Genomic DNA, 12,781 nt, shown 5'->3' with positions numbered 1-12,781 from the left:
AGCGAAAGGAGAATTGGGATGGACTATTCGCGGATGAAGTTGGCTGCACTGTTGGCAGCAGGTCTCATATCTGGTTGTGCAAACAACCCTGTCTACGAGGGCCGCTTTCCGTGGGAGGCGGGCTGGCGCGAGGGCGCGGTAGAGGCGGTGGGAGAGGACGATGAGTTGAGGCACAGGTACGCCCAGCGCTGCAAGCTCGAGGCAGCTCAGGCCTCCACGACCCGTTTCGCGCGAATTCGGTACACCGAGATGGGCAAACCGGAATGGCAGACGGTCACCGTCCCGAAAGAGTCGGCCCTCAAGGTTGGCGACCTGGTTTACGTGAAGGTTCTCGATTGCGCCGGCCAAGCCATGCCCAGAGCTGCGCTGAAGAAGTCCGCGGCCGCGCAGCAGGAAAACACGGCCGCACACCATGCTTGACGTTCTTCGGAACAGGACCTACCGGCATCTGTTCTTCGCGCAAGTCATTGCGCTGCTGGGAACCGGGCTGGCCACCGTGGCGTTGAGCCTCCTGGCGTTCGACCTGGCGGGTGCCAACGCCGGCGCGGTGCTCGGGACAGCGCTGGCGATCAAGATGGTGGCCTACATCGGCGTCGCGCCGGTGGCCGCAGCATTCGCCGAGCGGCTGCCGCGGCGCGCGTTGTTGGTCGGCCTGGACCTGGTGCGCGCAGGCGTGGCGTTGATGCTGCCCTTCGTGACCGAGATCTGGCAGATTTACGTGCTGATCTTCGTGCTGCAATCGGCTTCCGCCGGCTTCACCCCCACCTTCCAGGCCACGATTCCCGACGTGCTGCCCGACGAGGCCGACTACACCAAGGCCCTGTCGCTTTCACGGCTGGCCTATGACGTCGAGAGCCTGGTCAGCCCGGCGCTGGCGGCCTTGCTGCTTACGGTGGTCAGCTACCACAGCCTCTTCAACGGCACGGTGATGGGCTTCCTCGCGTCCGCAGCGCTGGTCGTGTCGGCGGTGCTGCCCAGAGCCAAGCTGCCGCCCAAGCGCAGCATCTACGAGCGCACGACGCGCGGCTCGCGCATCTATCTGGCCACGCCTCGCCTGCGCGGCCTGCTGGCGCTCAATCTGGCGATCGCCTCGGGCAGCGCCATGGTGATCGTCAACACTGTGGTCCTGGTGCAGTCGGGCCTGGGCCTGACGCAGAAGGCCACGGCCATGGCGCTGGCCGCGTTCGGCGGCGGCTCCATGCTGGTGGCGTTCACGCTGCCGAAACTTCTCGAAAAGCTCCCTGAACGACGCGTGATGCTGGCGGGCGCCAGCCTGATTGCCCTGGGCCTCTTTGCCGGCGTCGCAGCGCCATCCAGCTACCTGGTGCTGCTCGCGTTGTGGTTCGTCATGGGGGTCGGCTACTCGCTGGCCCAAACGCCTTCAGGCCGCCTGTTGCGGCGCTCGGCCCGCGAGGAGGACCGGCCCGCGGTCTTCGCCGCGCAGTTCGCGCTGTCGCACGCCTGCTGGCTGCTCACCTATCCCTTAGCCGGATGGCTGGGTGCGAAGGCGGGCATGACGACCAGCTTCCTGACTCTGGCGGCCGTCGCCACGTTCGCGATCATCGTTGCCGTCCGTGTCTGGCCCGCGGCCGAGGAAACCGATCTGCCTCACGCGCACGATGACCTCGCGGCCGGCGACCCGCACCTCGCGGAGGGTGCGGGCGGCTCTGGCAAGCTGCATTCGCACGCCTACGTGGTGGACGACCAGCATCCCCGCTGGCCGTCATGAGCAGCAGGCTGTGGCGATGACCACCATCCCCGCGCTGGCGCTTGCGCTGGCCTTGTTTTCACCTTTGACTTCCGTCACAAAAAGGCGGTTCAGAAGCCAAGCGCGATGAATGGCGGCGGTCGCCACACTACGTCGTCGCCCATCCGACGCGATGCACAGCCGCCGTGGCGTCGTGGCGGGCGTCGTCTTCGGAATGCAGATAGACGCTGGTCGTGCTGATGTTGGCGTGGCCCAGGTTGTCGCGAACCACCTTGATATCGGCTTTCTCGCTCAGGTGTGAGCCAGCTGTGTGCCGCATCCAGTGCGTTGACGCCTGCTCAAGGTGAGCGGCTGCAGCCTCGAAATCAGGCCCGCGCTGGCGCAGTCGGGCTGCGCTTTCGCGCATCACCGCTTTGACGATTTCGTGGATCGCGCTACGCGCCATCGGCTTGGTCGGGCCGATCAGCGGAATCATGAGGGGCAAGGCCTCCCCTTCGAGCGGCAGCGGACCCAAACTGGCCACCTTGCGGTAGCGGATCAATTCAGCCATGAGTTCGCTGGTGGCCGGAACGAGCCGGGCCTTCCTGCCCTTGCCGGTGACTTCGAGCCACCAGCGCTCGCGGCCGTCGGCGCCGCGGCGGCTGAAGAAACCGCCCATAGTTGCATTGCAAATCTCCGAAACCCGCAGCCCACCGAGGTAGAGCAATGAAAACAACCAGCGGCAGCGTGAGGCGTGCAGTCGGTCCCGCTCGGTGGTGACGGGCATCGCCTCGATCGTGGTCTTGACGACTGTCCAATGCTCCATGGGGAGGAAGCGGCTGACGCGCGGCGCGGCGTGCCTTCGTTTGCGCCGGCTGAGGGCAAGCGGGTTTCCGGCGAGATAGCCCGCCCCCACCAGCCATGACAGCATCGCGTTCAAGATCGACAGAGCCTGGCGCTGACTCGACGCACCCAACGGACCCGCAAAAGGTCGCCACAGCAGCGAAGTCCTGCTCGGCTTTTGACCGGGTGCCATCACCCAGCGCTCGGCCGGCTGCGGGTCGGCCAGGAACCGCTGGTAGATCAACAGGTCCTCATGGGTCAGGTCTGACAGCGCCACGCCATGCTGCAGTCCGCACCACAGCATGAGGCGCTCCGCCTCTTTGCGGTAGCTGGCCAGGGTCGCCGGAGAGTCCGTGTAGCGAGCCAGCCAGGCGAGGACTGCCGAGCGGTCATCGGTCGCGGTCAACTGCCCCGGCGACGTAGCGCGATTGCGCCCGAGGCTGCCATCGAGGCGCGCGGGAAATACCAACTGATCCAGGGTGACCAGCGGATTCACGGTGAGCTACTGGGAAATGGTCGCATCGCTGGATATTATGGACATTAGATTGATTATGTCCATAGATTTGATGAAATTGAAAAATATCCAACGTATTACGTTGTATTATTTTCTACATTCAAGACAAAAGCCGCTCCCATGGACACTCTTCCCGTTACCGAAGCCCGGATGCAGGCCGAGATCGAGGCCTTGCGCGCGCAGCATCCAGAGACGCAGGATCTGTATCGCGAGGTGTGCGTGCTGCTGTTCTTCCGCTATGGGCTTACCCCCACGGCCAACAAGCTGTACCAGTTGGTGCGCAAAGGCAGCATGAGCGCGCCGGCCGAGGCGCTGGCCAGGTTCTGGGAAACCCTGCGCGAGAAGAGCCGCGTGCGCATCGAGCATCCCGATCTGCCGCGGCCGCTGCAGGACGCCGCCGGCGAGATGGTCGGCGCCCTGTGGCAGCAGGCGCAGGCGGCCGCGCAGGACACGTTGGCGCAACAGCGCGAAGAAGCTCGCGCGACGATGGTGGCGGCCGAAGGGCTCGCCCAGTCCGCCAGCGCGCGGGCGGATGCCGCAGAGGCGGCGCTGGGCGTCACACAAGACGAGCTGCGGACCACCCAGGAGCGGGTAGTGGAGCTGCAAAGCGAGTTGGCCCGAGCCCATGGCGAGGTCGCCGCCCACCAGCGCCAGGTCGATGCCGCCGCGGTCCACCGCCAGGAGTTGCAGGCAGCGTTGAATGCGGCCCAGGAACGCTTCACCCGGGAACTCGAACAGCAACGCATGATGGCAACGGCAACCGAAGAACGTCACGCGGGAGAGATGAAGCGGGCGCTGCTGGATGTGGACCGAGAGCGTGGCAATGCCGGGAAGCTCCAGAAGGAGATCGAGCAAATGCGACGCGAGATGGCCGGGCAGGCGGATGCTCACCGTCAGGAAGTCCTGGAGCGCCAGCAGCAGATCGATGCGCTACGCCAGCGCAGTGGCGAACTGGAGGGGCGCGCCGCCGAACTGCTGGAGCAGCGGGACCTCCAGGCCCGCGAGCTGGAGGCAATGCGCCGGCGGTTGGAAGCAGCGGCCGCCAAGCGCGCACCAAGCACCCGAGCCGCACAAGGCAGCCCGGCGAAACCCAGGGTTCCCAAGACCGCGCGTTGATTCGAGCGGGTAAGCGGCATGCGGCACACGACAGCCCTTCAGGGAGAATCCCGCAGATGAATGCCCGGCCGCCTAAGCGTTGCAGTTAGGTTTGGGGCCCGGCGGCGCAGCGGAAGTGACCTATGTGTCATTTCTGGCTCTATCCCGGCTTGCCCCCCGAGTAGGCGACAGCGAGCTGGCGGCGGGCTGCGGCGACCAGGGTTTCCCCGGATCTCAAACCGCTACGATTTGCACTGAAACCGAGATCACCCCTACTGGCGCGCCACCCGCGCCTGACACCCGGGTGCGGCGCTCGTGTCTAAAGCTGGTCAACGCGCCGTCGGTGTGTCGCCAAGTGCCCGCCAATACGGGGACAGCACGTCGCACTGTGCGCCCAGCAGGCGCACCCGCGCAGAGACGGTGAGCACATGGTCGACGCCGCACACCGACTCACAGGCCGAATGCAGCGGCGAGTTGGCGAGCGCGCTTGACCTCCTCTCCGTGCAGGTACGTGGACGTGGTGGTGATTGAGGCATGCCGCAGGTTGTCCCGCACGGTGGTCAAGTCGGCGCCGGCGGCCAGCGCATGGCTCGCGTGCGAATGCCGCATCCAATGCGGGCTCGCCTGCCTCAGTTTCGCCGCGAGGGCGGGCGCGTCCCGCTCCAGCACCTTGGCCGCGGTGGTGAAAAACCTTTTCATGACCGCCCACAGCCGCGCTCCTGTGATGCCCCGATCCTCGGCCCCGATGCGAGCGAGCAGCGGCGTCGCCGGCACCCACAGCTCTGGCGACGTGGGCAGTCCGCGAACGCAAAGGTAGTGATCCAGCGCCGAGCGCGCGAGCGGCGGCAGGGCCACCTTGCCGTTCTTCGCGCCCTTCCCTACGACATGCAGCCACCAGTCGTCGCGCTCGTCTTTCCTGACGTCCCGCAGCTTCACACCCACCAGTTCGCCGGCGCGCAGTCCCGTCGCATATCCGAAGTCCAGCAGGAATCGCACGCGATCGGCGGCGCCACGTTCCCACCCGTAGGAGACTTCCAGTCCATCGGCAATCGTGCGCACCAGCCTCCACTCCGCCTGCGAGAACGCCCGTCCCTTGTCCAGGGGCTGCCTGTCGCCGGCGCCACGAACCTTGATCCCGGCAAAGGGATTGGCCAGCACATAGTGCTGCGCCATGAGCCATCGGAACATGGCACCGAGCACGGACAGCGCATAGGCGATCGACTTCGGTGCCAGAGCGCCGGCAAACGGCCGCCATTCGCCGGATTTGCGCGGCCGCGGCGGCCCCACCCAGCGGCGCTGCGGCGTCGGATTGCGCAGGAACGCCCGATAGGCGATGGCGTCATCGGTCGTCAGCGACGAAAGGGGTTTTCCCAGCTGGATCACCGCCCACAGCAGCAGCCGTTCGGCCTCCTTGCGGTACGCCCGCCGAGTGGCGAGCGATTCGTGCAGCTGCAGCCAACTCAGGACAGCCTCGCCGTCATGGCTGGCGTCAATTAAGCAGGTGTGCGCCGGGGCACGGAACCTGCCACGTGAGCCGTCTAGCTCGGCGCGAGGCGAGGTCATGCGCTCCAGCGGCACGATGTCGCCGGGCGCGTCCTGCGCAATCAGCGCGCGCGCACGTTCCGTCAGCTGCGGATGCGCGGCAAAGAACGCCTCGACCTCGCGTGCGCAGGCCTGTCCCAGCCCGGGAATCGCCACCCACCACTGCCGCCGGCGCGGAATGCGCACGGTGAGCTCCGCAAGCGTGCGGATGCCCTGCCCTTTCAGCGCCGCGGCCGCGCGAGCGGGCAACCAGCGTTCGACGGCGTCGCCGATCAGCGGCTGCGGTGCGGGCAGATGCCGCAGTTCATGCAGTGCTGCGGCCACCGCCCTGGCATGCCTGGTGCGCTCCGCAGCAGGCCGCTCGAACACTTCGGCCAGGTCATCGCGCAAGCGCGATCGTGCATGCCTGGCCAGCTCGCGTCGAACCGCGCCGAGCACACCACGTGCCGTGTGCCCCGCATTCAGGCGCTCGGGCAAGTAGCGCTCGACTGCCTGGCGCGAGGGCATGCCTTCATGCCAGGCGCGCAGCGCTGCCAAAGCATTGACGTCGAAAGGACTGCTTCGTGGGGTGGGAGCGGCGGCTGGCACTGGAGCCTCCGGGAACTCGGGCATTTTGCCGAAGCCCAGTTTACTCCCGGCATGCAGCTACTGCGATAAGACCAGTTATCTGACTAGGCGGGCTGGAATGTTCCGCCGGGCTTGTGCGTCGGATCCTCTGTTCACCTTTCCATACCAGCAGAACCCGTGCTTTCCCGCGTCGTTTCTTTTGTGCGCCAGAGAGGGTCTCGTGCCTTGAGGCGGTCAGCTCCATAGGCCAGCACGCTGCGCCTTGCCTCACGGTTGTTGCGCCACAGCTTTGTCTCCGCCACGACGACCTGGCCGGGGTTCAGAACTCGAGATCGTCGTTGATGGCGGCGATGCCTGGCGCGCAGGCGTGATCGGCATCTCCGCCGGGCGCACCCGACACGCCGATACTGCCCACCAGTGAACCGGCGGACTCGATAGGCAGCCCACCGCCGATGGCGACCACGCGCGGCAGTTCCCGGATTCCCGAGGATACCTCCGTAGCCTGGGTGGCACGGGCGAACGCCAGGGTGTCCATCTTGAACGTGACCGCGGCATAGGCCTTGTTCAACGCAGTTTCCGGCGTATGCGGTCCAGCGAGGCGATCGCGCAGCATGACCAGGGAGTGGCCCGCACGGTCGCTGACCGCGCCGCCCACTTGATAGCCTGTGCGCGCGCAACTTTGCAGGGCAGCCTGGGCGGCCCGCAACGCAGCCTCTGGGGTGAGGGACCGAAGCACGTGTTCCTCATGGCAGCGCGTGCCCTGGCCCCGTAGAACCTCGCATAGTGCTGTCCTCGGCACGCCGACAAACAACGGGGGTAAGGGGGTAGTACGCCTGGGCGGCAGAAAAAGAGGCCTACCAGCCTGCCTCCAACCCGCACGAATTCCGCGGACCCCCGAAACTGCTCAAGATTTAGGCAGCCACCTAGGCTCGCGAAATATCCGGGCTAGGTGTCGCCGTCGTCCTTCCTCGTGATGGCCAGCGGCGCGATCGGCTCTGCCGCGCGGGCACTGGAGCGAGCGCGTAGGCAGCGCGCGCGTCGCCCCCACTGTTCCTGGGCGCGACGGTGGTCGGCGACTCGCCGCAGTTCTCCGCGCTGGCCGCCAGGCACGCATCCGCAGAAGATGTTGGCTCCGTCCTCACGTACCAATTGCGTTCGCACTCACCATCGTGAGCATCGCCACCACCAACTGGATGCTGCAGCATGTGCCGGTGCAATGGTTGTTCATGCCGATGGCGATCCGGCGGTCGATCGTGCTCATCGCCTTCCGGCGAATGCTCAGGCAGGGGGACAGCCGAGCGCAAGTGCCGCGCTGAGCGGGCTCCTTGCGCGCAGGCTCACATCATCGCGCGCTCGAACGGTCGCAGCAGCTTCTCGTCGGTGTCCTGCGACGGCGGCTGTGCCAGCTTCAGCGGGTTCTCCGGCTGAGGCTCGTAATCGCCGACTGGGCCATCCACGGGGCCGCCTTCGACGGTAAGCCGCGCCATATTGCGGCGGTGCGGATAGTAGTCGTGCGGCGCGTAGTGCTGGGTGGATCGGTTGTCCCACATCACGATGGTGTGCGGCCTCCATTTCAAGCGCAGCTGGTAGTCGGGGACCATCGCCTGGCGGTACAGAAAGTTCAGGATGGTCTGGCCCTCGTCTTCCTTTAGCCCCTCAATGCCGACAGTGAACTGCGGATTCACGAATAGCACGCGACGTCCGGTCACCGGGTGGATGCGCACGATCGGGTGCATGGGGTTTGGAAATTCGTCCTCCAGCTCGATGAGCTTCATGCGCGCAGCCTTGGAGCCCGCGAACATGTGGCGCCAGGGCTTGAAGTCGTGCCGCGCCCGCAGCCGGTGGACGTACACCTTCATGGGCTCGCTCAGGCCGTCGTAAGCGGCCGTCATGCTGGCGAACACCGTCTCGCCGCCATAGGGTGGCACGACCTTAGCCCGCAGGATGGTGGCCATTGGCGGGCGGGCGCGGAATGTCTCGTCCGAATGCCACGAGTCGGTCGGCCCGGCGGGGTTGCGGCCGGAGTTGTCGAACTCGATCACCTCCGGCACGTCGGGCAGGTTCGTCGCGAACGGATGCGTGGACAGGTTGCCGAACCGCTTCGCGAACGCGATCTGGGCTTCGAGCGAAATGTCTTGGTCGCGAAAGACGAGCACCTCGTAGCGCGCGAGTGCTGCCTGCAGCGCGTCGAAATCGGCTTGCGCCAGGGGCCGGCCCAAGTCAATGTTAGAGATCTCGGCCCCGATGTGCCCGTTCAGGGGCGTGGCAACGATGGCGCTGTTGTCTGTCTGGGTCATGTCGTGTCCGATGCGGAAGTGGGCGGATGCTACGTTCGGCTCTTCCCATTGACCAAGTCAATCGTCACCTCCGCAGCGGAAAACGATTGTGCTCGTCAAGTGTCCCGCCACCGACGTGGCCGCTTGGAGCATATACTCTGCCAACAGGCTTTCCCACAGGAGACACTCGATGACGAATCGCAGGATGCTCGGTACGCTGCTCATGGCGTCGCTGGCCATGGTTTTCGGAACGCCGGCATTGCCGCAGGCTTACCCCGCACGGGCGGTGACGATCGTCGTCCCGTTCCCCGCAGGCGGTTCGCCCGACGTGCTCACGCGGATCATTGCGGAGAAGGTCAGCGCCAACTGGGGAGTGCCGGTGGTGGTCGAAGCGCGTCCGGGCGCGGGCGGATCGATCGGCGCTGCCCACGTCGCACGCAGTCCGGCCGACGGCTACACGCTGCTGCTGGCTACGCTTAGCCACGTCACCAATCCCGGACTGACGGCCGGCAAGAGCACCTGGCATCCGGCCGACGATTTCAGCGGCATCGTGGAACTCGTGAACGCGCCGGTGGTGGCGCTGGTGCCCGCATCGCTGCCGGTGCGGACGCTAAAGGAGTTCGTGGAGTACGCGAAGCAGCGGCCGGGGCAGCTGAACTACCTGATGCCCGGCGTTGGAACCTCGATGCACCTCAACACCGAGATGCTAAGGCTGAGTTCTGGCATCGAACTGCAGCCCATTGCGTACAAGGGCGTGCCGCCGGGCATGCCCGATCTTCTGACGGGGCGCCTCGCGTTCGCCATGTCCCCCATGTCCGTCGCCCGCGGCCACGTCGCGAGCGGATCGCTGCGCGCCCTAGCGGTTGCTTCGCCGACCCGCGTGAAAGATCTGCCCGACGTGCCCACCTTCGCCGAAGCGGGTTTCCCCGATGCGCAGGTCGTGTCTTGGTACGCTCTCGTCGCGCCGTCGAAGACGCCAGCAGCCGTTCGGCAGCGGCTGAATGAGGAATTCACGAAGGCACTCGCGGATCCAGGCGTGCGCGATCGTCTCGCGCAAGCCGGCGCCATGATCTCCGACCGGAGCACCCCGGAGCAGGTGGACACCATGCTCAAGCAGCAAACGGTTCGTTGGGAACAAGCGCTGAAGAAAATCAAGATCGACAAGGAATGAACGCGGCGTCGCGCCCGAGGGGGAAAACGATGAAAGCGGAAGAGAACGACCTGCTCACGCGGACTGACGCGGGCACGGCCATGGGCGAACTGATGCGGGAGTTCTGGATGCCCGCGCTGCTCTCCAAGGAGCTGCCGGCGCCTGACGCCCCCCCAGCGCGCGTGCGGCTGCTTGGCGAGGATCTCGTCGCGTTTCGCGACAGCAGCGGGCGGGTCGGCCTACTCGACGCCTTTTGCCCGCATCGCAGGGCGGAGCTTTACTTCGGCCGCAACGAGGCGGGGGGCCTGCGCTGCATCTACCACGGCTGGAAGTTCGATGCCGGCGGAAGGTGCGTGGATGTCCCGACCGACAGCTGCACCCCGGCGCAGATGCAACGACTCTCCACCACGGCTTACCCGACGCAGGAGCGGGGCGGCATCGTATGGGCATGGATGGGAAAAGGCGAGCCGCATGCGCTGCCCCCGGCCATGGCGTTCACTGTGGTTCCTGGCGAGCACACGTATGTCTCCAAGTGCCTGATGCGCTGCAACTACCTGCAGGCGCTCGAAGGCAGCATCGACTACTCGCACATCTCCTTCCTGCACAAGGAAGGGGAGACCAGCTCCGACGTATTCGGCATCGGCGACATGATCCGTTATTCGGACGAGGACGGACGTCCAACGCTGTTCGCCGAGCGCACCGACTACGGTTTGCAAATCGGCGCGCGCCGTGACGCCGGTGCGGAGAACGCGTACTGGCGTGTCGCGCGGTGGCTGTTGCCGTGCTTCGTGATCGTGCCCACGGCGCCGGGCAACGTGAGCCGCATCAACCTGTTCATCCCGATCAACGACGAGAACTGCTGGTGGTACCGGATTCGCTGGCACCAGGACCGGCCGCTGACCGCTGCCGAACTGGATAGCTACAGGGATGTCGGCGAGGACTATGCACCGCTGGTGCCCGGTTCCTACCTTCCGCGCGGGTCGCGCGAGAACGATTACCTGCAGGACCGTGCTTTGCAGCGGCGTGCGTCCTTCACCGGTATTCGCAGCGCGCAGCTGCAAGATCTGGCGGTGCAGGAGAGCCAGGGACGCGTGCATGATCGCTCCCGCGAGAAGCTGATGCCTTCCGACATGCCCATCGCGCAATGCCGCCGTATGCTGCTGGAGGCGGTGCGCAGCCATCAAAGCGAGCGGCAGTTGCCGCCGTCCGCCAGCCGCCCTGAGTTGTTCGGCGGCTATGCATTTGCGGTCACCAGACCGCGCCGCATGACGTTCGACGAAGTGCGTTCAAGCCTCTGACGCACTTGGGGGACACGGCCCAAGGCTACCTGTCGCGAGTGAGAAGAGCTGCCTGCCGTTCCAGCTTCGTCAGCAGTTCGAAGAGGAATGACGCCTCGTCGTGGGTCAAGCACTCTGCGAGCTCACGGTTGTAAGCCGCAGCCATCAGCTTGGCTTTGCCGTGGATCTGGACACCGTCGTCGCTCAGGCGCAGGCACACCAGGCGTTTGTTGCCCGGGGAGCGTCGCTTGTCCACCAGCCCACGCGAATGCATGTCGGCGACGGTCCGGCTCGCCACGACCACGTCGATGCCCGCGTCCGCCGCCAGGGCCTTCAGGCTCGCATCCGGCGTGCGGGCGAGGTACGCCAGGATCCTCCATTCGCGGCGGGAGATTCCGAGTTCCCGCTTGTACATGTCGTCCGTCCCACGCAGGCCGACGTGCGTGATACGAAAAAGCCGGTACAGCAGGAAATCCTCGATTTCCTGCGGGTCCTTCAGAGTTGGCTTGCCTTGTGCGCCGACAGGCGCCGGGCGCGAGGGTGGGATGCTCACAGGGGGATTTTCGCGCACGTTTCAGCCAGCGCACGAAGGGCAGCGCCGGCGTCACGACACGGCCTGGTAGTAGATGTTCTGCGGATGGCGCGCCTGGGCGAAGAAGAACCAGCGCTCGGCCAGCAGGCCGGCCGCCTGCGAGGCCAGCGCCAGCAGCCAGGCCAGCGCCGAGCCCGACAGCAGCGCCCAGGCGAGCAGCAGGAGGGGAAGCCCGAAGCCCAGCACCTGGAAGCCCACCCGGGCCATGCGCACTGCGCGGGCCGAGGCGCCGTGGAAGAACTCGCGCGTTTTGAACGAGCCGCCGGTCATGCCCATCGACTTCTGCACCACCCGCGCCGCATTGATGCCGGTGGCGGTCTGCGTGGTGGACTTCAGGCCGGCAGTGGTGACCAGCTCTCAAGTGCACGTTCGAGTGCAAACCTCCTTCACACTCGATCCCGGCCGCAGCGCAGGAAGACTCGGATGGCGTGTGCCTGTAGCCTCTATTGATACGGACCGTTCCCGGCCCGTGCCCTCCAGCAGCTCGCCACGGACGAGCGCCCCCTTTTGAAAGCTCAAAGGGAATCGCGCGGGAACCGCTGCTAGGACGAGTGCAGTTCGCCAGCCGCACTGCAGGAGCTCCGCATGGCTTGCCTCGGCTGCGACGAGCTGCGGCTGAGGCAGCCCGGCACGACTCGTGGTCCAATTACGCTATGGACAAATCCGAACTCAAGCTGGGAGAGGAAACCCTTGACCGCGACCACGAAGAGTTGCACGCGCTCATCACGCGCCTGCTGGGCGCATCCGCGGACGACATGGTGCCTGCCCTCGACGCATTGCGCGCGCACGCGGCGCAGCACTTCGCCATGGAGGACGAGCACCTGCGCGACATGAAGGATGGCAACTCGAAGTGCCACTTGGACGAACATGCCAACGTGCTGAAGTCCTTCGATGAAGTCCGGGAGGTGCTGGTCGGCGCCGCCCATCCGCCCGAAATGAAGCAGCGGGTGGTGCAGAGCCTATCCGTGGAACTGCTCGATTGGCTGCCGCACCACGTCCAGGAGATGGATGCCGGCGTTGCAACCTATCGTTCGAAGCAGCGCTTCGGCGGAGCGCCCGTTCAGATCAGCCGCCGCCCAAAGGCCTGAGCTCGCGCGCCCGCGGCGCGAATTCCTTCGGCGGCCAGCCTGCTTGGGAAGAACGGGTACGGTGGCAAGAGCCGGGTTCCTTTCTTGGCCGCTGACTATCGCAAGCAGCAAGTGGACCGGACACGCGGCACCTCAGATCCACGGGAATCT

Annotated in this window: 13 protein-coding genes; 7 read left to right on the top strand and 6 right to left on the bottom strand. The window is 65.9% G+C overall.

All coding sequences use genetic code 11. The features are described 5' to 3' along the window. Positions 1-18: 18 nt before the first annotated feature. Both GHT07_RS20130 and GHT07_RS20125 read left to right on the top strand, forming a co-directional pair. Entirely contained in the window at positions 19-420 is a 402-nt protein-coding gene (locus GHT07_RS20130; protein WP_153586885.1) for a hypothetical protein, read from the top strand. After that, complete coding sequence (locus tag GHT07_RS20125) at positions 413-1,729, top strand: MFS transporter (protein ID WP_153586884.1); 1,317 nt, start codon at positions 413-415, stop codon at positions 1,727-1,729. Before GHT07_RS20130 ends, GHT07_RS20125 begins: the two co-directional genes overlap by 8 nt. A 127-nt stretch (positions 1,730-1,856) precedes the next feature. Here the strand turns inward: GHT07_RS20125 and GHT07_RS20120 are convergent, their stop codons facing one another. Next, on the bottom strand, positions 1,857-3,026 hold the full coding sequence (locus tag GHT07_RS20120) for a tyrosine-type recombinase/integrase (RefSeq protein WP_323741035.1): 1,170 nt from the start codon (positions 3,024-3,026) through the stop codon (positions 1,857-1,859). Between the two features lie 138 nt (positions 3,027-3,164). On the opposite strand from GHT07_RS20120, the gene GHT07_RS20115 reads away from it, so the two are divergent. Further along, positions 3,165-4,160, top strand: a complete 996-nt coding sequence (locus GHT07_RS20115; protein ID WP_153586883.1) for a DNA-binding protein — start codon at positions 3,165-3,167, stop codon at positions 4,158-4,160. Positions 4,161-4,589: 429 nt separating this feature from the next. Here the strand turns inward: GHT07_RS20115 and GHT07_RS20110 are convergent, their stop codons facing one another. Together GHT07_RS20110 and GHT07_RS20105 are read right to left on the bottom strand one after the other, a co-directional pair. Beyond that, entirely contained in the window at positions 4,590-6,293 is a 1,704-nt protein-coding gene (locus tag GHT07_RS20110; protein ID WP_070401345.1) for a site-specific integrase, read from the bottom strand. A 274-nt stretch (positions 6,294-6,567) separates the two neighbouring features. Continuing rightward, a complete protein-coding gene (locus GHT07_RS20105; protein WP_323741034.1) occupies positions 6,568-6,984 on the bottom strand; it encodes a GlcG/HbpS family heme-binding protein in 417 nt (138 codons plus the stop codon). A gap of 433 nt (positions 6,985-7,417) precedes the next feature. On the opposite strand from GHT07_RS20105, the gene GHT07_RS20100 reads away from it, so the two are divergent. After that, positions 7,418-7,564, top strand: a complete 147-nt coding sequence (locus GHT07_RS20100; protein ID WP_153586881.1) for a hypothetical protein — start codon at positions 7,418-7,420, stop codon at positions 7,562-7,564. A 21-nt stretch (positions 7,565-7,585) separates the two neighbouring features. On the opposite strand, the gene GHT07_RS20095 is transcribed toward GHT07_RS20100, so the two are convergent. After that, a complete protein-coding gene (locus GHT07_RS20095) occupies positions 7,586-8,545 on the bottom strand; it encodes a TauD/TfdA dioxygenase family protein (protein ID WP_153586880.1) in 960 nt (319 codons plus the stop codon). Between the two features lie 169 nt (positions 8,546-8,714). Between GHT07_RS20095 and GHT07_RS20090 the strand changes: the two genes are divergently transcribed. Beyond that, positions 8,715-9,695, top strand: a complete 981-nt coding sequence (locus tag GHT07_RS20090) for a Bug family tripartite tricarboxylate transporter substrate binding protein (RefSeq protein WP_153586879.1) — start codon at positions 8,715-8,717, stop codon at positions 9,693-9,695. 29 nt (positions 9,696-9,724) lie between these two features. After that, on the top strand, positions 9,725-10,972 hold the full coding sequence (locus GHT07_RS20085) for a Rieske 2Fe-2S domain-containing protein (RefSeq protein WP_187085595.1): 1,248 nt from the start codon (positions 9,725-9,727) through the stop codon (positions 10,970-10,972). A gap of 25 nt (positions 10,973-10,997) precedes the next feature. Here GHT07_RS20085 and GHT07_RS20080 read toward each other — a convergent pair whose 3' ends face one another. Together GHT07_RS20080 and GHT07_RS20075 are read right to left on the bottom strand one after the other, a co-directional pair. Then, a complete protein-coding gene (locus tag GHT07_RS20080) occupies positions 10,998-11,504 on the bottom strand; it encodes a MarR family winged helix-turn-helix transcriptional regulator (protein WP_153586877.1) in 507 nt (168 codons plus the stop codon). 51 nt (positions 11,505-11,555) lie between these two features. Then, the gene (locus tag GHT07_RS20075; protein WP_194792993.1) at positions 11,556-11,831 is read right to left on the bottom strand and encodes a hypothetical protein; all 276 of its coding nucleotides are present in this window, start codon (positions 11,829-11,831) and stop codon (positions 11,556-11,558) included. Between the two features lie 365 nt (positions 11,832-12,196). Between GHT07_RS20075 and GHT07_RS20070 the strand changes: the two genes are divergently transcribed. Then, positions 12,197-12,631: a bacteriohemerythrin gene (locus GHT07_RS20070; RefSeq protein ID WP_070401265.1), complete on the top strand. Its 435-nt coding sequence runs from the start codon at positions 12,197-12,199 to the stop codon at positions 12,629-12,631. Positions 12,632-12,781: the final 150 nt, after the last annotated feature.

Source organism: Caenimonas koreensis DSM 17982 (genome assembly GCF_009646335.1).
Taxonomy (GTDB): Bacteria; Pseudomonadota; Gammaproteobacteria; order Burkholderiales; family Burkholderiaceae_C; genus Ramlibacter; species Ramlibacter koreensis.
The sequence above is the reverse complement of the archived record's forward strand: the minus strand, read 5'-3'. Positions and strand labels throughout refer to the sequence as shown.

What these genes read in the sequence shown, in the direction of transcription:
- GHT07_RS20130 (WP_153586885.1), top strand. Translation starts at nt 19, where the DNA reads ATGGACTATTCGCGGATGAAGTTGGCTGCACTGTTGGCAGCAGGTCTC.
- GHT07_RS20125 (WP_153586884.1), top strand. Translation starts at nt 413, where the DNA reads ATGCTTGACGTTCTTCGGAACAGGACCTACCGGCATCTGTTCTTCGCG.
- GHT07_RS20115 (WP_153586883.1), top strand. Translation starts at nt 3,165, where the DNA reads ATGGACACTCTTCCCGTTACCGAAGCCCGGATGCAGGCCGAGATCGAG.
- GHT07_RS20110 (WP_070401345.1), bottom strand. Translation starts at nt 6,293, where the DNA reads ATGCCCGAGTTCCCGGAGGCTCCAGTGCCAGCCGCCGCTCCCACCCCA.
- GHT07_RS20095 (WP_153586880.1), bottom strand. Translation starts at nt 8,545, where the DNA reads ATGACCCAGACAGACAACAGCGCCATCGTTGCCACGCCCCTGAACGGG.
- GHT07_RS20090 (WP_153586879.1), top strand. Translation starts at nt 8,715, where the DNA reads ATGACGAATCGCAGGATGCTCGGTACGCTGCTCATGGCGTCGCTGGCC.
- GHT07_RS20085 (WP_187085595.1), top strand. Translation starts at nt 9,725, where the DNA reads ATGAAAGCGGAAGAGAACGACCTGCTCACGCGGACTGACGCGGGCACG.
- GHT07_RS20070 (WP_070401265.1), top strand. Translation starts at nt 12,197, where the DNA reads ATGGACAAATCCGAACTCAAGCTGGGAGAGGAAACCCTTGACCGCGAC.